Below are 23,712 nucleotides of genomic sequence, written 5' to 3'. Positions count from 1 at the left end.
CGGGGGCGCGTCGAGGGAGGCGAGGGGCGGGTGGGCACGGTGAACGGCGAGAGCGAGCCGGGAGGCACGAGCCGTACGAGACGGCGCGCGGCGCGGCCCCGGCAGGGTGCCTCCATGGCGGACGTCGCCCAGCTCGCCGGGGTCTCCTCGCAGACCGTCTCCCGCGTCTCCAACGGCTTCCCGGGCGTCACCGAGGACACCCGCGCGCAGGTCCTGGCCGCCATGCGGGAGCTCGGCTACCGCCCCAACAGCGCGGCGCGGGCACTGCGCCGGGGCGAGTTCCGCACCCTCGGCGTGATCACCTTCTCGCTCTCCACCATGGGAAACATCCGCACCCTGGAGGCCATCGCCACCTCCGCCGCCGAGCACGGCTACGCCGTCACCCTGCTGCCGGTGGCCGTCCCCACCCAGGACGAGGTGAACGGCGCCTTCTCCCGGCTGGGGGAACTCGCCGTGGACGCCGTCATCGTCATCATGGAGATCCACCTGCTCGACGCGGTGACGGTGTCCCTGCCGCCCGGTGTGCAGGTCGTGGTGGCCGATTCCGACGCCGGCGACCGCTACACCGTCGTCGACACCGACCAGGCGGGCGGCGCCCGGGACGCCGTACGGCATCTGCTGGACCTCGGGCACGACACGGTGTGGCACCTGGCCGGCCCGGAGGGCTCCTTCGCCGCCCAGCGCCGTGCCAACGCCTGGCGCACCACCCTCACCGAGGCGGGCCGCACCCCACCGCCCCTGGTCCGGGGCGACTGGTCGGCGGAGTCCGGTTACCGCGCGGGGCTCCGGCTGGCCGGCGAGCCGGACTGCACGGCGGTGTTCACGGCCAACGACCAGATGGCCCTGGGCCTGCTGCGCGCCCTCCACGAACGCGGCCGCCGCGTCCCCGAGGACGTCAGCGTCGTCGGCTTCGACGACATCCCCGAGTCCGCGTCCTTCCTGCCGCCCCTGACCACGATCCACCAGGACTTCGCGGAGGTGGGGCGGCTGTGCGTGGAGGGGGTGCTCAGCAAGCTGCGGGAGGCCGGCACGGAGCACGGGACGACGCTGGTGCCCACGCGCTTGGTGCAACGCCGGAGCACGGCCCGCAAACCGTCTCCGGGCCCGGCATAGGGGGCACCCTGGGCTTGCGGCGTGATCGGCGGTCCGTCGGAGTACCCGGAACTGTGGGCGTTCCTGGTATCGCTGCGCCAGGGCGAGGTCCTGTCCGGCACGGTGACGGCGACGAACGGTTCGGCGTGTTCGTGGCGCTGGACGACGGCCCCCGCCACCCGGTCTTCCCCGGCGACGGATTCCTCTCGTGCGCCGAGCTGTCCTGGCACCGCTTCCGAGCGCCCTCCGACGTCGTGAGGCCAGGCTGTCCTTGAAGGCGATGTGGCCGGATCCCTTCGGTGCCTTCGCCGACAGCACCACGACGGGCCGGGAACTGCGGGGACACGTCACCAAGCTGGTCCCGTCCGGCGTCTTCGTCGAGGTCGCGGACGGCATCGAGGGACCGCTCCAGCTACGCGATCTCGCCCGGCCGCCGGTGGCGGATCCGCCGGAGGCCGTCAAGGCCGGCGACGAACTCACGGTCGTCGTCACCGGAACAGACCGACGACGGCGAACACCTTCGCTCTGCCCGGCGACTCGGGTGACCCCGGCCGACAGGAACGGCTCCGACGGGCGGCCCACGGTGCTCCGCCCCGCTCGGCTACCGTGGGCCGGTGATCACGCTGCTGCAATGGGACGGGCTCACCGATCGCGCGCGCTTCAACCAGTGGTACCTGGACCGGCGTGATGCCTTCTCGGACCTGGCACGGGACGCCGACTGGGAGCGGCTGTTCGAGGCCTTGGGGGAGTGGCCGGAGTGGGTCAATCTGCCCCGGCCCGGGAACCGCAGCGGTTTCTCCCCGTTGCATCAAGCGGCCTGGCACGGCGCCGAGTTCGCCGTGGTGTCCCGGCTGATCGCGCACGGCGCCTGGCGCACCCAGCTCACCCGGGACGGCCGCCGTCCCGTCGACATCGCCCGGGAGCGGGGGCACACGCACCTGCTGGAGCTCCTCGAACCGGTCACGGTACGGCCCCTGCCCGCCCCGGCGGACGCCCTGGAGCACCACGTCCACACCCTGATGCGCGAGACGACCGGCCGGTGCTTCGAGGAGATCGAGCACCTGCTGCCCCCGCTCGCTCCCCTCACGGAGGGTCCCGCCGTGAAGGTCGTCTTCACGGTGGTCGGCATGATGGGCGGCTTCCGGTACCACCACGAGGGGGACCACGTGCACGTGCACGCCAGCTCGCGGATGGACGCCGACGACGGGGACCACTACAGGGTGACGCCCGAAGGCTGGACCGAGATCAAGTAGCCGCGGTGCACCGCGCCGGCGGAGTTCGGCGGTCGGGCTTTCGTCGCGGTCGACCGCAGGAACGGTGAGAGGGGACATCTCGCATGGCCGAGCTCCATCCCGCCGGCATCGAGCCGTACGAGCACGGCATGCTCGACGTCGGTGACGGCAACCGCGTCTACTGGGAGACCTGCGGGAACCCCGCGGGCAAACCCGCCCTCGTGCTGCACGGCGGGCCGGGGTCCGGGGCGGGGCCGTTCTGGCGGCGGCTGTTCGACCCGGCGGCGTACCGCATCGTGCTCCTCGACCAGCGCGGGTGCGGGCGCAGCACGCCCGACGCCGCCGACCCGCGGACCTCGCTCGCCGCCAACACCACCCACCATCTGATCGCCGACGTCGAGCAGTTGCGAAAGCACCTCGGCATCGGGAGATGGCTCGTCCTCGGCGGCTCCTGGGGCACGACCCTCGCGCTGGCCTACGCCGAGCGGCACCCCGCCTCCGTCTCCGAGCTGGTCCTCTTCAGCGTCACCCACACCACCCGCCGCGAGGTCGAGTGGGTCACGCGGGACATGGGGCGGATCTTCCCCGAGGAGTGGGCCCGGTTCCGGGACACCGTGCCCGCGGCGGAGCGCGAGGGGAGTCTGGCCGACGCCTACGCCCGGATGCTCGCCGATCCCGATCCCGCCGTGCGGGAGCGGGCCGCGCGGGAATGGTGCCGGTGGGAGGACGTGCATGTCTCCACCGCTCCCGGGCACCGGCCCGACCCCCGTTACGACGACCCGCGCTTGCGGATGCGCTTCGCCCGCCTCGTCACGCACTACTGGCGGCACGCCGCGTTCCTGGAGGACGGGGCGCTGCTGCGCGGCGCCGGGAGGCTGGCCGGCATCCCGGGCGTGCTGATCCACGGCCGGATGGACATCAGCAGCCCCGCGGACGTCGCGTGGCGGCTGGTCCGGGAGTGGCCGGACGCCGAACTCGTCCTGATCGGCGACGAGGGGCACGGGCTGTCGGGGACCTCCACGACGGCGGCCGTCGTGGAGGCCACGGACCGGTTCCGGAACACCTGAGCCCGGTTCACCGAACCCACGGACGGTTCCGGAACACCTGAGCCCGGTTCACCGAGCCCACGGACGGTTGCGGAACACCTGAGCCCGGTTGCCGGCGGCGTGACGGATTCCTCACGGATGCCGCGCGCACGGCACTGGCCACGCCGCCCCGCCCCATCCGAGGGTGGGCACCATGGATGATCACGCTGCCGAGTCCGACGCCGTCCGCCGCTTCTGGGGGCGGCTCGGGCTCCCCGGTCTCGTCGACGTGCACACGCACTTCATGCCCGAGCGGGTCCTGCGCAAGGTCTGGGAGTACTTCGACTCCCTCGGGCCGCTCACCGGCGGACTGGAGTGGCCGATCACCTACCGGGAAGCGGAGGCCGAACGGGCCGCGATCCTGAGGGGGTTCGGCGTGCGGGCCTTCACCTCGATGCTCTATCCGCACAAGCCCGGCATGGCCCGCTGGCTCAACGGCTGGGCGGCCGACTTCGCGCGCCGCACCCCCGACTGTCTGCACACCGCCACCCTCTTCCCGGAGCCGGGCGTCGAGGCGTACGTCCGGGAAGCCGTCGAAGCGGGCGCGCGGGTCTTCAAGTCGCATGTGCAGGTGGGGGCGTACGACCCGGCCGACGAGCTCCTCCGGCCGGCGTGGGGCCTGCTGGCCGAGGCCGGTGTCCCGGTGGTGATCCACTGCGGTTCCGGTCCCGCGCCCGGCAAGCACACCGGCCCGGGACCGATCGCGCGGGTGCTGGCCGAGCACCCCCGGCTCCGGCTGATCGTCGCGCACATGGGAATGCCCGAGTACGAGGAGTTCCTCGGCCTCGCCGAGCGGTACGGGGAGGTGCGGCTGGACACGACGATGGCGTTCACCGACTTCACCGAGGCGTTCATGCCGCTCCCCCGCCGGGCCCTGCCCCGGCTGGCCGGCCTCGGCGACCGGGTCCTGCTCGGCTCCGACTTCCCCAACATCCCCTATCCGTACGTGCATCAACTCGACGCCCTGGAGCGCCTCGGCCTCGGCGAGGAGTGGCTGAGGGCGGTGTGCCACGACAACGGGGCGGAGCTCTTCGGGTTGTGAGGCCGGGACCGCGGGGGGACGCCGCCCGAACCCCTGCCGGCCCCCGGTCGCGGTCGGCACCCGGACCCTGACCGCCGTCGGCACCCTCGACGTGGCGATGGCCCCGGCGGGCGGCCAGGCGGTCGTGCCGAAGCCGAGCTGAAGTCGGTCAGCCGGTGTCCACCACCCGGGCCCACTCCGGGGGCGAGTCCGGGACGTACTCGGAGCGGGACTCGTCGAAGGAGTGGTTCTCGTAGCGGCGGGGGAACAGGCCCACCACCGTGCGGCACGGCGGCCGGGTGCCCGGCCAGGGCGTCCGGCCGCCGGTGAGGGCGACGATGACGTCGGGGGCGCGGACGGGTGCGCAGGGCCCGGGTGAAACCGGCCCGCAGGTCCGTGCCACCGCCGCCGGTGAGCGGGATGCCCTCGGCGCGGCACAGGCGCCGGGCGGCCCCGGCCGAGGCGTCGCAGGGCACGACGGTGACCAGGTCGCGGCAGCCGCCCACGGCCCGGGCGATCGCGGCGACCTCCGGCAGCGCACTGCCCGGTTCGGCGTCGCCGACCGAGCCGGAGGTGTCGATGACGACGGACACGCGGGGCGGCCGGCGGCGCAGGCTCGGCAGGACCGTGCCGGGCAGTGCGGTCGAACGGCGGGCGGGCCGCCCGTAGGTGCAGTCCTCGCCCGCGCCAGGGACCGCCCCGGTGCACCTCACCGGTGGGCAGCCGGTGCATGAGCGCGGGGCGGGCGGCGAGCAGCACGCACACCGCGCCCCCGCACGCAGCCGAACATTTCGGAGGCCCCGCGGCGGCTTTGCCATCTCTTTACAACCTGCCGGGCCGCCGCCTCGTCTCTCCGCACGATCTGTCACCCAGCCCGCCGACCGTCGGGCGGACCGACGAAGGAGTGCGATTCCATGCGCCGAACTGTCCTCAGCACCCTGGCCCTGGCGGGCGCCGCCGTACTGCTGGGCACGGGGCCCGCCTTCGCGGACGGGGCGACGACCCCGAGCCCGGTCCCGTCGGCCGCCTCGCCCACCACCCGGCCGGCGGAGAGCGCCGAACCGACCCGGGCGCCCGAACCGACCCGCCCGCCGGCCGCTGCCGAGCCGACCCGGGCGCCCGCCGAGGACCAGGTCTCCGTCCGGCCGAGCGGCGCGCCCGACACCGGTGTGACGACGGCCGCGGCCCCGGGAACCGGCGGCACGGCGATCGGAGCGGGCGCCGCCGCGGTGCTCGCCCTGGGCGGCGGCACGGTCCTCGCCGTGCGCCGGCGCCGGGCGAGCGGGGCGTGAGCCCGTTCTCCAGGCGCGCCTTCACGGCCGGGGCACTGGCGTCCCTGCTGACGGCGTGCGCGGGGCACGGAACCACCCGCCACGACGCCGCCGCGCGCCGGCCGAGGAGCACCGCTTCGCCGGTGCCGTCCGACGGAGCACGCCCCCTGGCCCGTTCGGTCCCCGTCCGGCTCCTGATCCCGGCCATCGGCGTCGACACCCCGGTCATCCGGCTGGGCCTGGCGGCCGACGGCACGGTGCAGGTGCCGCCGGTCACGGACCACGACCGTGCGGGCTGGTACCGGCACTCGCCGGCCCCCGGCGAGACCGGCCCGTCGGTGCTCCTCGGCCATGTCACGGTCGGCCCGTACGGTGACGGCGTCTTCCGGCACCTCGCCCGGCTGCACCGGGACGACCGGATCGTGGCGCGCCTGGAGAACGGCACGGCGGCGGAGTTCGCCGTCACGGCCGTACGGACCGTCCCGAAAACCGACTTCCCGGCGGACGACGTCTACGGGAACGTGGGCCGCCCCGAGCTGCGGCTGATCACGTGCGGCGGAGCGCGGTACGGAGACGGATACACGGACAACGTGATCGTGTTCGCGGCGCTGAGCGGTGCGAAGTCCCCCACCCATGGAGAGCGTTGAAACGGTCCCGCGAGAAGGCAGCGTCCGAGCTGTTCGCCGCCCTCTACCCGCGCCTCGCCGGCTGGTGCCGCCGACTCGTCGACGACGACGGAACGGCCCACGAGATCGCCTCGGAGGCGTTCACCCGGCTCTGGGCCCGCTGGACGTCCGTCGACGAGCCGCGCGGCTTCCTCTACGTCACCGCGGCCAACCTGGTCCGGGACCACTGGCGCAAGACGGAGCGCGAGCGCCGGGCCCTGCACCGCGTCACCTCGGAAGCCGCCGTACGCCCGCCCGACGAGCAGGCCGACCCGTCCGTGCGGCTGCTCGTGCAGTCGCTGCCGGAACGACTGCGCGTCCCGATCCTCCTCCACTACTACGCTGACATGCCGATCCGGGAGGTGTCCGCACTGACCGGGCGGAAGGAAGGCACCGTCAAGGCCGATCTGCACGCGGCCCGGGAACTGCTCCGCGTCCACCTGAGGAGAAGCCTTGACCACACGTCTTGACGGAGATCCGGGTGACCCGGAGCACGCCCCCGACGACCCGCTCGCCGTGATCCTGCGCCCCTCCGGCCCCGACTACCTGGGAGCTCCCGCCGGCCGGTACGAGGCGATCCGGCGCCGCGCGGCCCGGCGCCGCCTGCTGCGCACCGCGGCCGGGGCGGGGCTGTGCTGCGTCGCGGCGGCCCTCATCGCGCTCCCCCTGCGCCACACCGTGCCCGAACACCCTCCGACCCCGACGATCCCGATGGCCCCGCCCACCGCGCGACCGGCGCCGGCCACCGACTCGGCGGCCCCCACCCCCGAACCGTCACCGTCCGCTCCCGGCTCGCGGCCCTCGTCCCCGGGCACCGGCGCCCCCCGCACGACCAGGCCCGGCACACCCGCCCCCCGGGAGGCGACCGGCCGGACGGAGCCGTCCCGCGCCCCGTCGGCCACCCCCACCTCGGTACGCCCCGTGCCGTCGGCGGCCCGGCCGGACACGGACCGGGGGACGGTGCCGGAGAGCCGCTGACCGTCACCGGCAGGGGCCCGGGTCGGTCCCCGCCCCCCGCCTCCGCACCCGCTCCACCGCCTCGCCCGCTTCCGTCTCCCCCCAGGGCCGGACCAGTTCGGCGAGCACCGGCCGACGGCATGTGCCCGGCCCGGTGGCGCCGGTAGCCTGGCCGTATGGCACTTGCATGCAACGCATTGCCGCACTGCTTCCTCTGACGCCGCGGTGAGGACGGCGACGTGCACCCGTCACGTCGCCGTCCTCGGCGTACCCGCCCCCGGCCACCGGTTCACGGTGGCCGGCCGGCGCACGCCGACGCCTCACCGTCCGCCGCCCGTACGTGATGCGCCGCCCCGCCGCGGCGCGCCGCGTTCCGAGGAGCACCCCTTGTCTTCCGATCGTCTCCTGTCCGTCCTGACCTGCCCGCTGTGCCCGTCCGCACTCGAACACACCGCCGGTGCGCTGCGGTGCGCGGGCCGGCACACCTTCGACATCGCCCGCCACGGCTACGTCAGTCTGCTGACCGGCCACCGGCGGGCGCCGAGCGCCGACTCCCCCGGCATGGTCCGCAGCCGCGCCGCGTTCCTCGGCGCCGGGCACTTCGGCCCGCTCGCCCGCACCCTCGCGAGGCTCGCCACACAACTGGCCCCGCCCGACGGCACCGTGCTGGACGCCGGGGCGGGCACCGGCCACTATCTGGCCGCGGTCCTGGACGCCCTCCCCGAGGCCCTCGGGCTGGGGCTGGACAGCTCCGCCGCAGCCCTGCGCATGGCCGCCCGGTCGCACCCCCGCGCGGCGGCCGCCGGCTGGGACGTGTGGCGGCCCTGGCCGGTGCGCACCGGCTGCGCGGACCTCGTACTCAACGTGTTCGCACCCCGCAACGGGCCCGAGTTCCACCGCGTCCTCGCCCCGGACGGCACGCTGCTCGTCGTCACGCCCACCGTCCGGCACCTGCGTGAACTGCGCGGGCCGGTCGGCCTGCTGGCGGTCGATCCGAGGAAGGAGGAGCGTCTGCGCCGGTCCCTGGACGCCCTCTTCCGGCTCGACCGCACCGAGCCGCTGGAGTACCCGATGCGGCTCTCGGCCGACGACGCCGCCTGCCTGGTGGCCATGAGTCCGACCGCTCATCACCTCACCGCCGCGCAACTGGGCGACCGCGTCCGCCGGTTGGGGACTCCGGTGCCGGTGACGGCGTCGTTCGCCGTTTCGGTGTACCGGCCGGTGCGGGCCCGTCAGTAGCCCTTGCGGGCGATGTGCTCCTGCTGGGCCGTCGTGAGCGTGTGGACCATGAGGGCCGCTGCCGCGGCCGCGGCCACGATCACCAGGTCGGCGGCGAGCAGGGGCGTGACCTCGTGGTAGGCACGGGCGATGACCTCGTCCGTGTCGTCGGCGTAGATGATCCCCACGCCGCCGGCCAGACCGAGCAGCCACAGGCCCCACCACCAGTTCACGACGGCGGGCAGCGGCCGCTCGGGGAAGACGGAGCGGTGGACGTCCGCGACGACGCCCCGGGGTATCCACAGGTTCGCCACGGGCACGATCCAGCCCAGCCAGAGCCAGCCGTAGCCGTAGCGGGGGGCCGAGCCCGTCAGGGCTTCGGCGTTGTCGCGCGCCCGGTCCAGCCAGAACAGGAACACGACCGCGCAGACGGCCGTGACGCCGGCACCCGCCGAGGAGACCAGGTGGTAGGAGTCCTCCAGGGCGTTCAGCGGGCGGTGCACCCCATCGCCCTGGTCGGGCGGGCCGGACGCCGGTTCGCCCGCGGCGGCGAGCCGGAGGTGCCAGACCGCCCGGACCGACCAGGCGAGGGCCGCGAGCGCGAGGGCCGCGACGGCGCAGCGGGCCGCTCCCCGGAGGGGGCGCAGCGGGCGAGGAGGACCGGCGGGGACGGATTCCTGTTCGATCATCCGGTCATCCTGCCGTACGCAGCTCCGCGGCCCGGCCCTCCCCGTCGAACCGCACCTCCAGGACATGGTCGACGGCGTCCCGGTCGAGGGGGCCGAACACGTGCGGGAACAGGACGTCGCCGGACACCCCGGGCGGCGGGGCGGGGTCCGCCGCCTCCCACTCGACCCGGGCGGTGAGCCGCGCCTCGTCGAGGGCGAGCACCAGCAGGGTGCCGGGCGCGTCCCGGTAGAAGGCGTCGACGACGGCCAGTGTGGTCGCCTCGTCCGGGGAGCAGTGCACGAACCCCTCCTCGGCGAGGGAGTCCGGCGCGTACGTCGGGCCGGTGGCGGTGGTCCAGACGGTGAGCGGTACGACGTGATAGATCATGGCCCCGTTATAGACGCCGACGGCGGCCCAGGGAGCCTCAGGGCGGCGACGGTCCGCCGGGTCGCCTCGGCGACCAGGGCGTCCGAGGGCTCGGTGCCCTGTCCGGGCCGGTCGGTCATGACGGCCAGCACGAGCGGCGCGGTGCGCGGCGGGTGGACGATCGCGATGTCGTTGGCCCGGCCGTAGTCGCCCGTGCCGGTCTTGTCGGCCACCTTCCAGTCGCCGGGGAGCCCGGCCCGGATGCGGCGGGCACCGGCCCCGGTGGCGTTGCGCGAGAGCCAGTCCATGAGGAGCCGGCGTTCTGGGGCGGGCAGGGCGGTGCCCAGGAGGAGCGCGCGGAAGTCGGTGGCGATCGCCTGCGGGGTGGTGGTGTCGGCTGGGTCGTCGGGTGGCACGTCGTGCAGTTCGGGCTCGTAGTGGTCCATGCGGCTGACGGTGTCGCCGAGCCGGCGCAGGTAGGCGGTGAGTCCCGGCGGGCCGCCGATGTCGCGCATCAGGAGGTTGCCCGCCGTGCCGTCGCTGTGGCGGACGGCGGCGTCGCAGAGCTCGCGCAGGGTCATCCCGGTCTTCACGTGCCGGCCGGTGACCGGCGCCGTCGAGCGCAGGTCGGCCTCGGTGTAGGTGACGCGCCGGTCCAGGCCGCTCGCGGTGCGGCGGTGCAGGACGGCCGCCGCCGCCAGCGCCTTGAACGTCGAGCAGAACGCGAAGCGTTCGCCGGCCCGGTGCACGGCCGTGGCACCGGTGCCCGTCGCGAGGGCGTAGACGCCGACGCGGGCGTCGTACGCGCGCTCCAGGTCCGCCAGCCGGGGGCGGTGGACCGGCGGCCTGCCCGACGTTTCGTCCGAGCGTGTGCCGGTGGGCGCGGGAGTCCTGGCCGGGCCACCGGCGGGCCGGTCGTCCGGGCCGCAGGCGGACAGGGGCAGCACGGCCGCGGCGGCCAGGAGGGCGCGGCGGGACGGGGCGATCCGGTCGGGGGTCATCGCGGTGCTCCTGTCGCGGCGGTCGTGCGGGCCGGGCTCCCGTCCCGGCGGACAGGTGCCCGGCCCGGCTCGCTGATCAGGGCTGCGTCACAGCTGACATCGGAGCTGGGATCGGAGCCGGAATCAGAGCTGGAACTCGGCCGGGGACACCCCCAGCGTCGCGCAGGCCTCGCGCAGGACCATCTGCTCGGCCTGGGAGAAGTCGCCGTCGGAACCGGCGATGACGATGCCCGTCTGAATCACGGCCCTGGCCTCGGTGGGCTTCTTGGCGGCCTTCGCGATCTCCTGCATCGCCTCCGACTTGCCGAGCTGGAAGTTGGCCGTCAGCTGATCCACGTGCTTGTTGAAACGCTGCCTGAGCTGTTCCGGCGGGAAGTTCTGCAGGACGTCGTTGTTGAGGATCATGGACTCGACCTGGTGGCGCTCGGCCGGGTCGACATGCCCGTCGGCCGCCGCGACCAGGGCGCACATGGCCATGCTCGCGTCCCGGTACGCACCGCTCTTCAACTCGTTCTTCAGCGAGCCGAGCTGTGTCTTCAGCAGGCCGACCAGCTGGGCCTTGCCGCCACCGCCGGGCCTCGTCCCGCTGCCGTGCCCGCCGGTCGTCGCACCCCGCGCCCCCTGACCCTGCTGGAGAGCCTTGGCCTGGTCCTTGAGCCGGTCCCACACTGCCATTGACGTCACCTCGGTACTAGTCGGCATCACCTGGCGCACCCGCTCACGCGCGCACACCCCTCCAACGCCCGGCCCCCGGGCAAAGGTTCCGCAAAGACGAAACGGCGACGGCCCGCACCCGGAGACCGGGTGCGGGCCGTCGCTGTGCCGTGTGATGCGCTGTCAGGCGCCGTCGCGCGAGCGGCGCTTCAGGCGCGGGGCGAGGCGGACGGCCGCGAAGCCCACCGCTGTCAGGCCCGCCGCCGCCGCGAGCACCAGACCGATGCCACCCGCACCCGTGGAGGCGAGGCTGCCGCCGTCGAGGGCGGTGGACGTGCCGCCGCCGGTGGTCGAGGTGCCGTCACCGCCGGTGGTGCCGGAGGTACCCGCACTGGTCGACGGGCTCGGCTCCACGGAGGGGCTCGGGTCGGCCGTGGGGCTCGGGGACGGGGAGCTGGACGCGTCGCCGGGGCCGGGCTCCTGCGTGCCGTCACCGGGGACGACCTCGACCGCGAACTGCGTCATGGCGTCACCCACCGACGCGGCCACGGTGTACGTGCCCGTGCCCTCACCGGCGGTCAGGACCGGGGCGGCCGCCGTGCCCGAGCCGTCGGTCTTCACCCGCACGACCCGGTCCTCGCCCCCGAAGCGGGGAGCACCCTCGTCACCGTCCTCGACGCGGAACTCCACCTCGGTGCCGGCCGGCACCGCCCGGCCCGACTCGACCACCCGGGCGAGCAGCGCGTCGGCGAAGTCCCGGCCCTGCTCGGCCTTCTGCTCGTTGCCGCCGACAGCGCTCACGGTGTACGGGGACTCCTTGACCCGCACGGTGAGGGCCGCCGAAGCGCCCAGGGTCTTCGCCCGGACGGTGAACGAGCCCTCCTTGCGGCTGCCCAGACCGATCCACGGGGTCTGCGCACGGCCCCGGGCGTCGGTCGCCACGACGGTCTCGTCGTCGTCCGGGCCGCCGTGGAGGTAGAACAGCGGCTTCAGGCCGTCCGGGTCCTCGACGGTGAAGGTCACCGAGGTGCCGGCGACCGGCTTGCCGTCCTTGTCCCGGGCCACCACGGCCAGCGGCCGGACGTCGGTGCCCGGCTGGGTGGTGGCGTCGGTGCCGGAGACCTGGACCAGCCGGTCCGTGGCGGGGGTCTGACGCCACTGCAGGACGATCCGGCCGGGGCCGCCGGGCGCGTTGACGCCGCCCTCGGCCACGCCCGAGTCGACCGGGTTGCCGGAGGACGCCCAGAAGGGGTCCTTCTTCTCCGGGGCCGTGTACCGGTCGCCGACGACGAGCCGGGCGTCGTCCACCCGGGCCGGCTCGGCGTAGCCGGAGCCGCCGCCGCCGCTGCCGGTGGTCGGGGCGTTGCCGGTGGTCGAGCCGGTCTCGGCGCCCGTGCCGCCACCGCCGCCCGCGTATCCGGCACCGCCGCCGCCACCGCCGTAACGGCCCGTGCCGCCGGCGCCGCCGGCCCCGCCCTTGGCGTGGTCGGCGCCCGCGGCGCCGTTGCCGGTGCCCGCACCGCCCTTCGCGCCGGTGGCGCCCTTGCCGCCGCGGTCCTTCTCGGAGCCGTCCTGGCCGTTCTCGCCCCCGGCGGCACCGGCCTGGCCGTGGGCCACGTCGCCACCGGCGCCGCCACCGCCGCCGGCGACGACGAGCGCCGAGCCGCCGCTCGTGCGGATGGCGCTGCTGTTGCCGCCGCGCTCACCGCCCCCGCTGCCGCCCTTGCCGGCGAGGGCGTCACCGGAGCCCGGCCCGCCGACGGCGAGGCTCAGGACCTCTCCGGGGCTGACCTTCAGGCTGCCGGCGACGAAGCCGCCCGCACCGCCGTACGCCATGGAGTTGCCCGCGCCGCCCTCACCCCAGACCCGCACGTCGAGGCTCGTCACCCCGGACGGCACCGTGAAGTCCTGGTCGGCTTTGGTGGGCACGAACAGGCGGCAGCCGGAGAAGCCCTCCGTCGGCGTGCAGGCCTTCCCTGCGGGCGCCTGGCCGCCGTCCGCCGTGGCGGCCTGCGCACCCGTCAGGGCCGTGCCGGCGGCCAGCGCCACGAAGGTCAGGGCCGCGGCGCCGCGCCGGAATCCGGCGCGGCGCGGCACGGCGGAACCGTGATGCATCAAGGGGACTCCCCAACTCGTCACAAGCTCCCCCCCAGGGAGCCATCAACTGCTCGATCAGAATCGAACACGACTGGTGGGACAGCTGATCAAACCTGAGACTCCTGGTCAACCGAGAATGGTTGATTCCGGACACGGGAGGGGGAGCGGCACGCTCCCCGCGCGGCACGGGGAAGGCCGGGTCCGGCTCCCGAGCGGCACACGCGGGGACGCGACGGCCGGACCCGGCCTCTGGCCGCAATCTGCCACCCGGCGCCCCGCGCCGCCTCCCGGGCGGGCCCGACGGGGGACGGGCCGGGCGGGCCTGTGATGATGAGCGCATGTCGACCGTCGCCACGCTCGCGGTGCTGGCCCTCGCCGCGCTCCACGCCTACATCCTGGTGCTGGAGATGTTCCTGTGGACCACGCCGAGGGCCCGGGCGGCCTTCGGCACCAGTGCCGAGTTCGCCGCCGGGACGAAGGCCCTGGCGGCCAACCAGGGCCTCTACAACGGCTTCCTCGCCGCCGGTCTGGTCTGGGGTGCGGTGGCGGCCGACCCGGTGGGCTTCCAGGTCTCGGTGTTCTTCCTGGTGTGCGTGGCGGTAGCGGGCCTCTACGGCGCCGCGACCGCCAGCCGGAAGATCCTCTTCGTGCAGACCGTCCCGGCGCTGGCCGCCCTTGCGCTGGTGCTGGCCGCGCACTGACCGGCCGGGCGGGACGTCACGCGTCCCCCGCGACGGCCCGTTCCATGAGCCGGTCCGCCTCGGCCTCGGCCGTCGCGGGCGGCACCACCAGCAGGTCGTAGCGGCCCCGGCCGGGGGCGATCAGGCAGACGGTGTGGGGGGCGGTGGGCGAGTCGTCGTGGCCGATGTGCACCGGCTGCCCGGCGACGATCATCTGCTCCGGGCAGCCGGGCCAGGTGTCCCCGTGGACCAGGACGCTGGCGATGTGCCCCCAGGCGGGCGGCAGCACGCCCAGCAGTCCGGTCAGCTCCTCGGCCAGGTCGTCGGACCGGGGCCACCACGCGCCGTCGATGCGGCGGGCCGTACGGCCGTAGCGCGTCGGCTCGGCGAGCCGCAGCCGGACTTCCCGCGGTGCCGGGTGCGGTGGCGGGGACGAGGAGGCGGACGTCATCGGGGACTCCTGCTACGGACCGGGTGGTGTGGCCGGAAGGCCGGTTGGGCCACTGTCTGCGTACCCTCCGTTCCTTCACCGTACCCCGCGGGGCGGCACGGGGGCCGGACTGCCGCGCGCACCGCCCCGCGACCGTTCACAGGCCGTAGCGGCTCTTCGGATGGCGCCAGAAGTCACGCGCCATACCCCCAGTCGTCGGCGGCCGGCGCCGTGCCGGACACCCAAGCCGGGCGTGGGGAACGCCGCCGTCGGCACGGCCAGCACGGTGATCAGGCGCGCCAGGTGTCTGCGCATGGTGATCTCCTCGTGGGGGGAGGGCGGGTGACACCCCGAGGTCGTCACCGGCGGGGCCGGGGTTGCCGTGCAGACCGGCCTTCCGAGGTTGCCGGCCTTCTGGCCCGTCGGTCTTCTGGCCCGTCGGCCTGTGGTCAGACATTCCGGGCGCTTTATCCCATTCCGTCAGTGATACTTGGGGCATGAATACGGCTACGTATGCAGAACTGGCGGCCTCGTCAGATCACGCGGTCGCCGTGACCATCGCGTTCGTCGGCGGTCTGATCGTGGCCTGCGCGCTGATCTGGGCCGTGCGGGTCGGGATGCGGGTCATGGACAAGGACACCCATCACCCCGCTCCGGAGGAACAGCCGCACATGCCGGACGGCGGGCCGGTCCGCGAGACCCGGGAGATGCGGGAGCCCGACGACATGCCGGTCGTGGCACGCGACGGTCAGCGGCTCATGCCCCATGAGCTCCACCGGGCGAGCACCAGGACCGGCAAGGACCAGAAACCGCGCCGCTGGTCGCCCGGATCCAGCGGATCCTTCGGCGGCGGCGGGCTCGGACGCACATGACCCCGCGCGGCCCGGGAGCCGGCGGGCCCCCAGCAGGGGGCACGACCGCCCGCCGCCGCAGGCGCCGGGCGACGGGCGGGGCCGCCCTGGCGCTGGGTCTGTCCGCCGTGCTCGCGGGGTGCGGCGGCGACGACAGCCCTTCGGACACCGCACGTAAGGCGGAGTCCGCCGTGGGCTCGATCGCCTCGGAGGCCTCCGAGGCGGTGGAGTCCGCGACCGCCGAGGCCGGGCGGCGCCTCGACGACATCCAGGACGGCATCGACGTCAAGAAGGACGTGACGACCGGTCCGCCCGTCACCGGGTCCGACGGCCGGGTCCGCACGGAGGTCACCGCGCGCAACACCGACGACTCGACCCGGTCCTTCGCCGTCCAGGTCAACTTCCGGGACGCGGACGGGCAGCTGGTCGACACGGTCATCGTCACGGTGGACCACGTGCAGGCCGGCCACTCCGCCACCGCCACGGCCCGCAGCACCCACGACCTGTCCGGCAAGCCCCGCACCGAGGTGGCCAGGGCGGTCCGCTACTGACCACCATCCGGGGCTCGGCCCGCGCCCCGAAGGACCGCGGGAAACCGCGCGACCAGCCACCAGGCCGCCACAGCCGAAGACCGACCCGGCACCCGCCACATCCAGCCCGACCAGGCCATCCACGCCCGCCAGGCCCGCGGAGAACCGCGCGACCAGCCGCTACGGCACCGCGGCCGAAGACCGACCCGACACCCGCCACATCCAGCCCGACCAGGCCATCCACGCCCGCCAGGCCCGCGGAGAACCGCGCGACCGGCCACTACGGCACCGCGGCCGAAGACCGACCCGACACCCGCCACATCCAGCCCGACCAGGCCATCCACGCCCGCCAGGCCCGCGGGGAACCGCGCGACCAGCCGCTACGGCACCGCGGCCGAAGACCGACCCGACACCCGCCACATCCAGCCCGACCAGGCCATCCACGCCCGCCAGGGCCACGGGGAACCGCGCGACCGGCCACTACGGCGCCACAGCCGAAGACCGGCCCGGCGCCCCATCGGCAGTGCCCTCACCGTCCCAGCCACACCGTCGTATCCGGCCCGGCCATGCCGTCCTCCAGCGGCGCACTGCTCAGCAGCACCTCCCCGGCCGGCAGTTCGACCGCCGTGCCGGAGAGGTTCGTGACGCAGCGCCACCCCTCGCAGCGGTCGAACCGGAGCACGCCCGGCGGGGCGTCCGCCGCCCAGGTCAGCTCCTCGCCGTCGAGGAGTTTGCGGCGCAGCCTGAGGGCCGTGCGGTACAGCTCCAGGGTGGAGCCCTCGACGCCGTCCTGGGCCTCCACGGCGTAGGAGGCGAAGCCGGGCGGCTGCGGCAGCCAGGCACCGCCGGGCCCGAAGCCGTACGACGGTCCGGTCGTCGTCCACGGCAGCGGCACACGGCAGCCGTCACGGCCCTTGCGGACGTGCCCCGTCTGCTCCCAGATCGGGTCCTGGAGCACCTCCGTGGGCAGGTCGGCGACCTCGGGCAGGCCGAGTTCCTCGCCCTGGTAGACGTACGCAGACCCGGGCAGCGCCAGCATCAGCAGGGTGGCCGCCCGGGCCCGGCGCAGTCCGGCCACCTCGTCGACGGCCGGGGCGTGCCCGCCGGCCAGCAGCCAGGCGTTGAGGTCGGTGCCGGGAGGCAGCATCAGACGGGAGGCGTGCCGTACGACGTCGTGGTTGGACAGCACCCAGGTGGCCGAGGCGCCCGCCGCCCGGGCGGTGGCGAGCGAGTCGGTGATGACCTGCCTCAGCTCCTGCGCGTCCCATCCGGCTTGCAGGTACTCGAAGTTGAAGGCCTGGCCCAGCTCGTCCGGGCGGGCGTACAGCACCCGGCGGGCGCCGGGCACCCACGCCTCGGCGACGGCCATGCGGGGCGGGCGGTAGGCGTCGAGGATCTTGCGCCAGTCGCGGTAGATCTCGTGCACGTCGTCACGGTCGTAGAAGGGGTGCGTGCCGGGCGGCAGCGCGGTGAGTGCCTCCTCACGGCTCAGCTCGGGCCGGCCGAGGTCCCGCAGCGGTTCGCCGAGGTCCTTGACGAGGGCGTGGGCGACGTCCACGCGGAACCCGTCGACCCCGCGGTCCGACCAGAAGCGCAGGGTGGTGCGGTAGTCGGCGCGGACCTCCTGGTTGTCCCAGTTGAGGTCGGGCTGCTCGGGGGCGAACAGGTGCAGGTACCACTGGCCGTCGGGCACCCGTTTCCAGGCGCTGCCGCCGAAGACGGACTGCCAGTCGGTGGGCGGGAGTTCGCCGTGCTCGCCGCGGCCGTCGCGGAAGACGTAGCGGTCGCGGGCCGCCGAGCCGGGCCCCGCGTCCAGGGCCTCCTGGAACCACGGGTGCCGGTGGGAGGAGTGGTTGGGCACGATGTCGACGATGACCTTCAGGCCGAGCCGGTGGGCCTCGCCGGCCAGGTCGTCGAAGTCGTCGAGGGTGCCCAGGCGCGGGTCGACGCCCCGCGGGTCGGCGACGTCGTAGCCGCCGTCGGCGAGTTCGGACGGGTAGAAGGGGCTCAGCCACAGGGCGTCCACGCCCAGGGCGGCGAGATGGGTGAGGCGGCGGGTGATGCCGCGCAGGTCGCCGAGTCCGTCGCCGTCGGCGTCGGCGAAGCTGCGGGGATAGATCTGGTAGACGACGGCCTGGCGCCACCAGTTGGGGTCCCGGGACGACAGGTCGAGGGTCGAGCGATCGGTCACGCGGTCTCCTTCGCAGGGCATACGGGCGACAGCATTGAATCTGTCCAGAATGCCGGAAAAACGAACCATCGCATCGATCGGAGCGATCCATTCCTGCTGTGACGAAAGTGTGATGGCGACTCAACTTCCTTTGCATCACCGCAGGTTGACAGTGTGCTGCGGCGCCGCCACGATGGGGCCACTGAGGCACATGTGACCAATGAGCCCAGTGTTTCTCAGACCACTCACTTCCCGGTGCGGCCCGGCAGCCGCGCGCCGCGCGCTGCCCGCAGGCCGTCACCCGGGTCCCTGAACACGCCAAGAAATGGGATACGCATGTCCATAGGGAGACGTGTCACCGCGCGACGCCTGCTGGGGACGGGCGCCGCGGCCCTCGTCCTCTGCGCCGCCTCCGCCACGACCGCGTTCGCGCACGGTGCGCCCGGCGGAGACGGCTGGTCGTCCGGCGGCAGCTACAAGCCCGGCACGGGCGCGGGCACGGAGACCGGGACCGACCGCTGCCAGTTCTCGCTCGACGGCACCGACTTCCACGACTCGGTCAAGGTCGACGACCAGAACCTGAAGCCGACCGAGGACGGCAAGGTCCACATCAAGGTGCGCACCGCCGGTGACGCGGCCAGCTGCACGGCCTCCCTCGCCTCCTACCTCGCCCACGGCGCGACGTTCGCGACCTCCGGCGAGCAGGTGTTCGTCGACTTCGACACGGTGACGGTCAAGCCGGGCGGCACCGACTCGCTCGACATCGCCATCCCGGACAAGGGCTGCTTCGGGCAGATCGACCTCTACCGCGGCGCGGTGAAGTTCGACGGCAAGACGGACGCCAAGGACGGCTTCGAGCACGGCGACCTGCCCAAGGGCCCGGACCGCCCGGTCATCAAGGACAAGCTGATCGCGGCCTGGAACGGCGGCACGAAGGACTGCACCACCCCGCCGCCGGCGGAGGAGGAGCCGCCCGCCTCCACGCCGCCCGCGAGCCCGTCGGAGCCCGCCGGGGAGACGACGCCTCCGGCGTCCCCGTCCGAGCCGGCCGAGCCCTCGACGCCGCCGTCCTCCGACACGGACACGCCCACCCCGAGCGCCTCCGAGTCGACGCCCGTCGCGCCCGAGCCGAACGGTGGTGGCGGCGACCTCGCCGAGACCGGCGCCGACAGCAGCACCGGCCCGATCGCCCTCGGCGCGGCGGTCCTGCTGGCCGGCGGCGCGGCCCTCGTCGTCGTGACCCGTCGCCGCGCGGCCAGGCGCGGCGCGTAAGGACGCCCGAACCCGAAGAGTCCCCGGTGTGCTGTCGTCCGGCGGCGACAGCACACCGGGGCACTCTCATGCCCCCTTGGTCAGACCACCGCGGCCATCTCGCTCTGCAGGCTCGTCGCCTTGCTCAGCAGGCTCCGCATGACCAGCATCAGCATCGCGAACGCCGCCCCCACGGCGACCGCGGCCAGGGCCGCGGCCAGGGCGCTCTCGACGGCCATGCCGTCGCCGGGGGAGGGGATCTCCGCCACGGCCAGGTGCCCGGCGGCCCCGAGGGCCAGCGCGGTCGCCACCGCCGACGCCCCGATGACGACGTCGACCCACCGGAACGCCCGCGGTGTGAAGATCGCGTCGCGCTGCACCATCGTCAGCAACATCCACACGGCGACGAGCGCGACCTGGACGCACACGACCCCGGCGATCGCCACGGCCGCGTACGGCGTGGCGAAGGGCTCGTAGGGCGGGAAGCGGTCGGCCTCGTCGGCCGCCGTCGTCGGTATGACCACGATCTGCCCGAAGAGCCCCGCCAGCACGGCTAAGGCGATACCGGCCCGGAGCGTGGCGATGAGAAAGCCATTCATTTATCGATTCTCGATCGGTACCGATCGACAGTCAATAGATCACGTTTCCAGGGTCGCCAGGTACAGCTTCACGTAGCGTTCCACGTCCACGTCCAACCCCACGTCGACGAGCGGCTGTTCGCGCGTACCCTCGTGCAGTTCCGCCTCGCCGGGCCGGGGGCGGCGGTCCACGATCGTCATACCGCGCGTGGGTCCGGGCGCGAGGGAGACGTCGACCGGGAGGCGGTGGGTCGTCAGGCCCTCCGGGTCGGCGACCGCGCACACCGCACCGGCGTCACCGAGGCCGCCGGACGTCTCGGCCGGGTCGTCGGGGCGGCTGTCCGGATGGGCCGGGCGGTACGAGAGCAGCTCCCCGGCCAGCCGCGCTCCCGGCTCCCCGCTCGTGCGCAGCCTCCGCACGTCCGCCGCGGGGACCACGACCCGGTTGAACACGTCCAGCCCGTACATGGTGATCGGCACCCCGGCAGTGAGCAGGATCGCGGCCGCCTCCGGGTCGTGCCAGACGTTGAACTCCGCGACGGGCGTGGCGTTCCCGACGGCCGCCGCGCCGCCCATGAAGACGATCCGCTCGATGTTGCGGACCACCTCCGGATGCGTGCGCAGGAGCAGCGCGATGTTGGTGAGCGGTGCCGTCGGGACGAGGGTGACCGGGCGCGGGGAGCGGAGGATCTCGCGCCGCAGCAGCGTCACCGCGTCGACGTCGGCGGGCCCTCGGGACGGTTCGGGCAGCCCCAGGTCGCCCATGCCGTCGCGCCCGTGCACGTGCCGCGCCGAGCGGGGCGCCTCGATCAGCGGCCGCTCGGCGCCCCGGGCGACGGGAATGGGCGGAGCGCCCGCCTGTTCCAGCACGGTCAGGGTGTTGCGCACGACGCCGTCGACGTCCGTGTTCCCCGCCACGCAGGTGATCGCCCGCACGTCGAGCGCCGGGTGCCGTACGGCGAACAGCAGGGCGAGGGCGTCGTCGACACCGGTGTCGCAGTCGATGATCACCGGGGTGCGCTGGCCGTCCGTCACGGCGGGGACTCCTTCCAGTGGCTCCGCGGGAAAGCTCCGCGGCAGCGACCCTACGGCCCCGGCCCCTTCCGGGCTCCGGTCCGCGTCAGGACCGGCGTACCGCCGTGACGTCGACGTCCGGCGTCCCTTCCGGCCGTCCATGCCGCGCGCCCCGCTGACGCCCCGGTCGTGGCGGTCGATGGCCGTCCGGCCCTCCGCCCGCCGCCGTGTCCGCGCGCAGCGGCCTCCCGCGACGACGCCCGGGGCCCGGCGCGCGGACGTGGTCAGGGCGTTCCGGGCGGCGTGGGAGGCCCAGGACATCGACGGGCTGATCGGCGTGCCGGCCCCCGACGCGACCGCGACCGGCGACGGCGGCGGGCTCGTGCCGGCCGCGCCGCACCCGGTCGAGGGCGCCGGGCCGGTCGCCCGCTTCTTCGCCGAACGCGCCCGCGAGGTACCCGGCATCTCGCTCCTGGAGTGCGCGGTCAACGGCCGGCCCGGCCTGGTGGCCCGGAAGGACGGCGTCACCGTGGCGGTGCCGGCGTTCGACGTCGCGGGCGACCGGATCCAGCACGTCCGGGCCTGCTCGACCCCGACACGCTCCGCCCCTGGACGGCACCCTGACCGGTGCCGCCCGGCCACACGAACGGACGCGGCGATGATTCCGGCCCCGCCGGACGGTCGTTACGGGCAGGAGACGACGAAGGAGTCCCGCCATGCCCGCTCAGCAACCGACGACCGAGCTCGACGCCCGCTACAGCTCCGCGCTCACTCCCCGCCCGGGTGCCTCGGAGGTGACCGCCACCGCATGGGACGAGGCCCAGGGACGGCTGGCGGCCGCCGAGATCTTCTGGGTGTCCACGGTGCGGCCCGACGGCCGGCTGCACGTCACACCCTGCATCGCCGCCTGGCACGACGGAGTGCTGTACTTCTCCACCGGCCGCACCGAGCAGAAGGCGAAGAACCTCGCACACGACGCGCACTGCGCGCTGACGACCGGCGCGAACTCCCTCACCGAGGGGCTCGACCTCGTGGTCGAGGGCACCGCCGAGCCGGTCGCCGACCGGACGTTGCTGGAGGAGGTGATCACGGCGTACGAGACGAAGTACGGGCCGCACATCACCTCCCCCGAGGGCACGTTCCACGGCATGGGCGACGCGTTCCGCAGCGGCGACGTGGTGGTGTTCGCGGTGGCCCCGGACACGGCCTACGGCTTCGGCCGGGACGACGGCGTCTACAGCCACACACGGTGGACGTTCTGAACCCGTCCTACGGCAGGTCCCACAACTCGGTACCGCGGGCCGCGACCCGGCCACCGATCCGCCGCAGCAGCTCGGCGGCGGGGAGCGCGTCGACCCGGCGGCCGTCCCGCAGGCGTGCCGCCACCAGGCCCGATGCCGCCTCCCGCCCGCCGAACACCGCCTGATACGGCACCAGCCGGGCCGCGCGGATCCGGGCGGCCAGGGTGCCCTGCCCGGGGCCGGCGACCTCGGCGCGCAGACCGAGTCCCCGGGCGCCTGCGGCCAGGGCGTCCGCGGCCTCGGCGTGCTCCTCCGCCACCGGCAGGACCGCCAGCTGCACCGGCGCCAGCCACGGCGGGAAGGCGCCGCCGTGCTCCTCGACGAGGTGGGCGACCGCGCGCTCCACGCTGCCGATGACGCTGCGGTGCACCATGACCGGGCGGTGCTTCGCCCCGTCGGGGCCGATGTAGTGCAGGTCGAAGCGTTCAGGCTGGTGGAAGTCGATCTGCACGGTGGAGAGGGTGGCCTCCCGGCCGGCCGGGTCGGTGATCTGCACGTCGATCTTGGGGCCGTAGAACGCCGCCTCGCCCTCGGCCTCCTCGTACGCGATGCCGGAGCCGTCCAGGACCTCCCGCAGCAGGGCGGTGGCACGCCGCCACAGCTCCGGGTCGGCCACGTACTTGCCGCCCTCCCCGGGCAGCGACAGCCGGTACCGGGACGCGCGGATGCCCAGGTCCGCGTAGGCGCGGCCGATCAGCTCCAGCGCGGCCCGGGCCTCCTGGACGGCCTGCTCCAGGGTGCAGAAGATGTGCGCGTCGTTGAGGGTGATGCCCCGGACCCGGGTCAGGCCGCCGAGGACACCGGACAGCTCCGAGCGGTACATGCCGCCCAACTCGGCCATGCGCAGGGGCAGTTCACGATAGCTGTGGGAGCGGGAGCGGTAGATCAGGGCGTGGTGGGGGCACAGGCTGGGGCGCAGCAGCACCTGCTCGGCGCCCAGGTCCATCGGCGGGAACATGTCGTCGCCGTAGTGGTCCCAGTGCCCGGAGATCTCGTACAGCTCGCGTTTGCCGAGGACCGGCGAGTACACGTGCCGGTAGCCGGCCCGGCGTTCCGCGTCGCGGACGTACTCCTCCAGGGCGTGCCGCACGATCGCGCCGTCGGGCAGCCAGTACGGCAGCCCCGCGCCCATCAGCGGGTCGGTGTCGAACAGGTCCAGTTCACGGCCGAGTCGGCGGTGGTCGTGCATGGCGTGACTCCTCGCGGTGGGGAGGCGAGCACCACGCGACGAAGCCCCGGGGCACTCGCCCCGGGGCTTCGGACATCTGGGTCAGCTGTCAGCGCGCCGGGACACTCTCCGGCGTCGTCGTGGAGGACGGGAACGGCTGGACGCGCTGCATGGGCGCGACGGTAACAGGGGTGTGGGGGGCGGGGCGAGGGGATTCCGGCCGGCCCCCATGCGGCCGGCGCCGACGCCGCCCCGCGGCACGGAGTGTGTCGGCGTCCTGGGTGCCCGCGAGGGCGCCGGGGTTTCGGGGGTCCGCCGGGGTCGGGGTTCCGGGGATCCGCCAGGGCCGGGGTTCCGGGGGCCCGCCAAGGCCAGAGTTCCGGGGGTCCGCCGAGGCCAGAGCTCCAGGGC

The 23,712-nt window shown here is 74.5% G+C and carries 25 protein-coding genes and 1 pseudogene; 15 read left to right on the top strand and 11 right to left on the bottom strand.

The annotated features are described in order from the left end of the window. Nucleotides 1-114 precede the first annotated feature (114 nt). The 5 genes from AB0937_RS00325 to AB0937_RS00305 all read left to right on the top strand — a co-directional run bounded on the left by AB0937_RS00325 (nucleotide 115) and on the right by AB0937_RS00305 (nucleotide 4,451). Nucleotides 115-1,113 carry a LacI family DNA-binding transcriptional regulator gene (locus AB0937_RS00325; RefSeq protein ID WP_366708690.1) on the top strand — a complete coding sequence of 333 codons (999 nt, stop codon included), beginning with the start codon at nucleotides 115-117 and terminating at the stop codon, nucleotides 1,111-1,113. 259 nt (nucleotides 1,114-1,372) lie between these two features. After that, complete coding sequence (locus AB0937_RS00320; protein WP_366708688.1) at nucleotides 1,373-1,780, top strand: S1 RNA-binding domain-containing protein; 408 nt, start codon at nucleotides 1,373-1,375, stop codon at nucleotides 1,778-1,780. Next, on the top strand, nucleotides 1,707-2,345 hold the full coding sequence (locus AB0937_RS00315) for an ankyrin repeat domain-containing protein (protein WP_366708686.1): 639 nt from the start codon (nucleotides 1,707-1,709) through the stop codon (nucleotides 2,343-2,345). The genes AB0937_RS00320 and AB0937_RS00315 overlap by 74 nt, the downstream gene beginning before the upstream one ends. An 83-nt stretch (nucleotides 2,346-2,428) precedes the next feature. Further along, nucleotides 2,429-3,391, top strand: a complete 963-nt coding sequence (gene pip / locus AB0937_RS00310; protein WP_366708684.1) for a prolyl aminopeptidase — start codon at nucleotides 2,429-2,431, stop codon at nucleotides 3,389-3,391. A gap of 172 nt (nucleotides 3,392-3,563) precedes the next feature. Next, a complete protein-coding gene (locus tag AB0937_RS00305; RefSeq protein ID WP_366708682.1) occupies nucleotides 3,564-4,451 on the top strand; it encodes an amidohydrolase family protein in 888 nt (295 codons plus the stop codon). A 148-nt stretch (nucleotides 4,452-4,599) separates the two neighbouring features. Here AB0937_RS00305 and AB0937_RS00300 read toward each other — a convergent pair. Next, nucleotides 4,600-5,122, bottom strand: a pseudogene (locus AB0937_RS00300) (VWA-like domain-containing protein); the annotation flags it as partial. Nucleotides 5,123-5,344: 222 nt separating this feature from the next. Here AB0937_RS00300 and AB0937_RS00295 point away from each other — a divergent pair. The 5 genes from AB0937_RS00295 to AB0937_RS00275 all read left to right on the top strand — a co-directional run bounded on the left by AB0937_RS00295 (nucleotide 5,345) and on the right by AB0937_RS00275 (nucleotide 8,562). After that, on the top strand, nucleotides 5,345-5,722 hold the full coding sequence (locus tag AB0937_RS00295; protein WP_366708680.1) for a sortase-dependent protein: 378 nt from the start codon (nucleotides 5,345-5,347) through the stop codon (nucleotides 5,720-5,722). Then, a complete protein-coding gene (locus AB0937_RS00290; protein WP_366708678.1) occupies nucleotides 5,719-6,348 on the top strand; it encodes a class F sortase in 630 nt (209 codons plus the stop codon). Before AB0937_RS00295 ends, AB0937_RS00290 begins: the two co-directional genes overlap by 4 nt. After that, on the top strand, nucleotides 6,345-6,836 hold the full coding sequence (locus AB0937_RS00285) for an RNA polymerase sigma factor (RefSeq protein WP_366708676.1): 492 nt from the start codon (nucleotides 6,345-6,347) through the stop codon (nucleotides 6,834-6,836). Before AB0937_RS00290 ends, AB0937_RS00285 begins: the two co-directional genes overlap by 4 nt. Beyond that, nucleotides 6,820-7,344 (top strand): hypothetical protein, encoded by a 525-nt coding sequence (locus tag AB0937_RS00280; protein WP_366708674.1) that lies wholly within the window; start codon nucleotides 6,820-6,822, stop codon nucleotides 7,342-7,344. The genes AB0937_RS00285 and AB0937_RS00280 overlap by 17 nt, the downstream gene beginning before the upstream one ends. 366 nt (nucleotides 7,345-7,710) lie before the next feature. After that, nucleotides 7,711-8,562: a putative RNA methyltransferase gene (locus tag AB0937_RS00275; RefSeq protein ID WP_366708672.1), complete on the top strand. Its 852-nt coding sequence runs from the start codon at nucleotides 7,711-7,713 to the stop codon at nucleotides 8,560-8,562. On the opposite strand, the gene AB0937_RS00270 is transcribed toward AB0937_RS00275, so the two are convergent. From AB0937_RS00270 to AB0937_RS00250, 5 genes are all read right to left on the bottom strand, one after another. After that, complete coding sequence (locus AB0937_RS00270; RefSeq protein ID WP_366708670.1) at nucleotides 8,556-9,230, bottom strand: DUF4328 domain-containing protein; 675 nt, start codon at nucleotides 9,228-9,230, stop codon at nucleotides 8,556-8,558. The two genes, AB0937_RS00275 and AB0937_RS00270, sit on opposite strands and share 7 nt — an antisense overlap. A 4-nt stretch (nucleotides 9,231-9,234) precedes the next feature. Beyond that, entirely contained in the window at nucleotides 9,235-9,597 is a 363-nt protein-coding gene (locus AB0937_RS00265; RefSeq protein ID WP_366708668.1) for a DUF952 domain-containing protein, read from the bottom strand. After that, nucleotides 9,594-10,577 carry a class A beta-lactamase gene (gene bla, locus AB0937_RS00260; RefSeq protein ID WP_366708666.1) on the bottom strand — a complete coding sequence of 328 codons (984 nt, stop codon included), beginning with the start codon at nucleotides 10,575-10,577 and terminating at the stop codon, nucleotides 9,594-9,596. Before bla ends, AB0937_RS00265 begins: the two co-directional genes overlap by 4 nt. Nucleotides 10,578-10,700: 123 nt before the next feature. Further along, nucleotides 10,701-11,252 (bottom strand): TerB family tellurite resistance protein, encoded by a 552-nt coding sequence (locus tag AB0937_RS00255; RefSeq protein ID WP_366708664.1) that lies wholly within the window; start codon nucleotides 11,250-11,252, stop codon nucleotides 10,701-10,703. A gap of 162 nt (nucleotides 11,253-11,414) precedes the next feature. Then, complete coding sequence (locus AB0937_RS00250) at nucleotides 11,415-13,346, bottom strand: hypothetical protein (RefSeq protein ID WP_366708662.1); 1,932 nt, start codon at nucleotides 13,344-13,346, stop codon at nucleotides 11,415-11,417. A 320-nt stretch (nucleotides 13,347-13,666) separates the two neighbouring features. Between AB0937_RS00250 and AB0937_RS00245 the strand changes: the two genes are divergently transcribed. After that, nucleotides 13,667-14,029, top strand: a complete 363-nt coding sequence (locus AB0937_RS00245; protein WP_366708660.1) for a DUF1304 domain-containing protein — start codon at nucleotides 13,667-13,669, stop codon at nucleotides 14,027-14,029. Nucleotides 14,030-14,045: 16 nt separating this feature from the next. On the opposite strand, the gene AB0937_RS00240 is transcribed toward AB0937_RS00245, so the two are convergent. Next, the gene (locus AB0937_RS00240) at nucleotides 14,046-14,459 is read right to left on the bottom strand and encodes a DUF5994 family protein (RefSeq protein WP_366708658.1); all 414 of its coding nucleotides are present in this window, start codon (nucleotides 14,457-14,459) and stop codon (nucleotides 14,046-14,048) included. A 476-nt stretch (nucleotides 14,460-14,935) separates the two neighbouring features. Between AB0937_RS00240 and AB0937_RS00235 the strand changes: the two genes are divergently transcribed. After that, complete coding sequence (locus tag AB0937_RS00235; protein ID WP_366708656.1) at nucleotides 14,936-15,310, top strand: DUF6479 family protein; 375 nt, start codon at nucleotides 14,936-14,938, stop codon at nucleotides 15,308-15,310. Then, a complete protein-coding gene (locus tag AB0937_RS00230) occupies nucleotides 15,307-15,840 on the top strand; it encodes an FxLYD domain-containing protein (protein WP_366708654.1) in 534 nt (177 codons plus the stop codon). Before AB0937_RS00235 ends, AB0937_RS00230 begins: the two co-directional genes overlap by 4 nt. Before the next feature lie 508 nt (nucleotides 15,841-16,348). On the opposite strand, the gene AB0937_RS00225 is transcribed toward AB0937_RS00230, so the two are convergent. Then, the gene (locus AB0937_RS00225) at nucleotides 16,349-18,031 is read right to left on the bottom strand and encodes a glycoside hydrolase family 13 protein (RefSeq protein WP_366708652.1); all 1,683 of its coding nucleotides are present in this window, start codon (nucleotides 18,029-18,031) and stop codon (nucleotides 16,349-16,351) included. A gap of 294 nt (nucleotides 18,032-18,325) precedes the next feature. Here AB0937_RS00225 and AB0937_RS00220 point away from each other — a divergent pair, with 294 nt between their 5' ends. Then, complete coding sequence (locus tag AB0937_RS00220) at nucleotides 18,326-19,261, top strand: LAETG motif-containing sortase-dependent surface protein (RefSeq protein WP_366708650.1); 936 nt, start codon at nucleotides 18,326-18,328, stop codon at nucleotides 19,259-19,261. Nucleotides 19,262-19,341: 80 nt separating this feature from the next. On the opposite strand, the gene AB0937_RS00215 is transcribed toward AB0937_RS00220, so the two are convergent. Together AB0937_RS00215 and AB0937_RS00210 are read right to left on the bottom strand one after the other, a co-directional pair. Beyond that, nucleotides 19,342-19,839 (bottom strand): DUF2975 domain-containing protein, encoded by a 498-nt coding sequence (locus AB0937_RS00215; RefSeq protein WP_366708648.1) that lies wholly within the window; start codon nucleotides 19,837-19,839, stop codon nucleotides 19,342-19,344. Between the two features lie 39 nt (nucleotides 19,840-19,878). Continuing rightward, entirely contained in the window at nucleotides 19,879-20,853 is a 975-nt protein-coding gene (locus AB0937_RS00210) for a nucleoside hydrolase (RefSeq protein ID WP_366708646.1), read from the bottom strand. 695 nt (nucleotides 20,854-21,548) lie between these two features. Here AB0937_RS00210 and AB0937_RS00205 point away from each other — a divergent pair. Next, a complete protein-coding gene (locus AB0937_RS00205) occupies nucleotides 21,549-22,094 on the top strand; it encodes a pyridoxamine 5'-phosphate oxidase family protein (protein ID WP_366708644.1) in 546 nt (181 codons plus the stop codon). A gap of 7 nt (nucleotides 22,095-22,101) precedes the next feature. Here the strand turns inward: AB0937_RS00205 and thrS are convergent, their stop codons facing one another. Then, entirely contained in the window at nucleotides 22,102-23,322 is a 1,221-nt protein-coding gene (gene thrS / locus AB0937_RS00200) for a threonine--tRNA ligase (protein WP_366708642.1), read from the bottom strand. Between the last annotated feature and the right edge of the window lie 390 nt (nucleotides 23,323-23,712).

Source organism: Streptomyces sp. NPDC047880 (genome assembly GCF_040706515.1).
Classification (GTDB): Bacteria; Actinomycetota; Actinomycetes; order Streptomycetales; family Streptomycetaceae; genus Streptomyces.
This window is presented reverse-complemented; position numbering and strand designations above follow the sequence as displayed.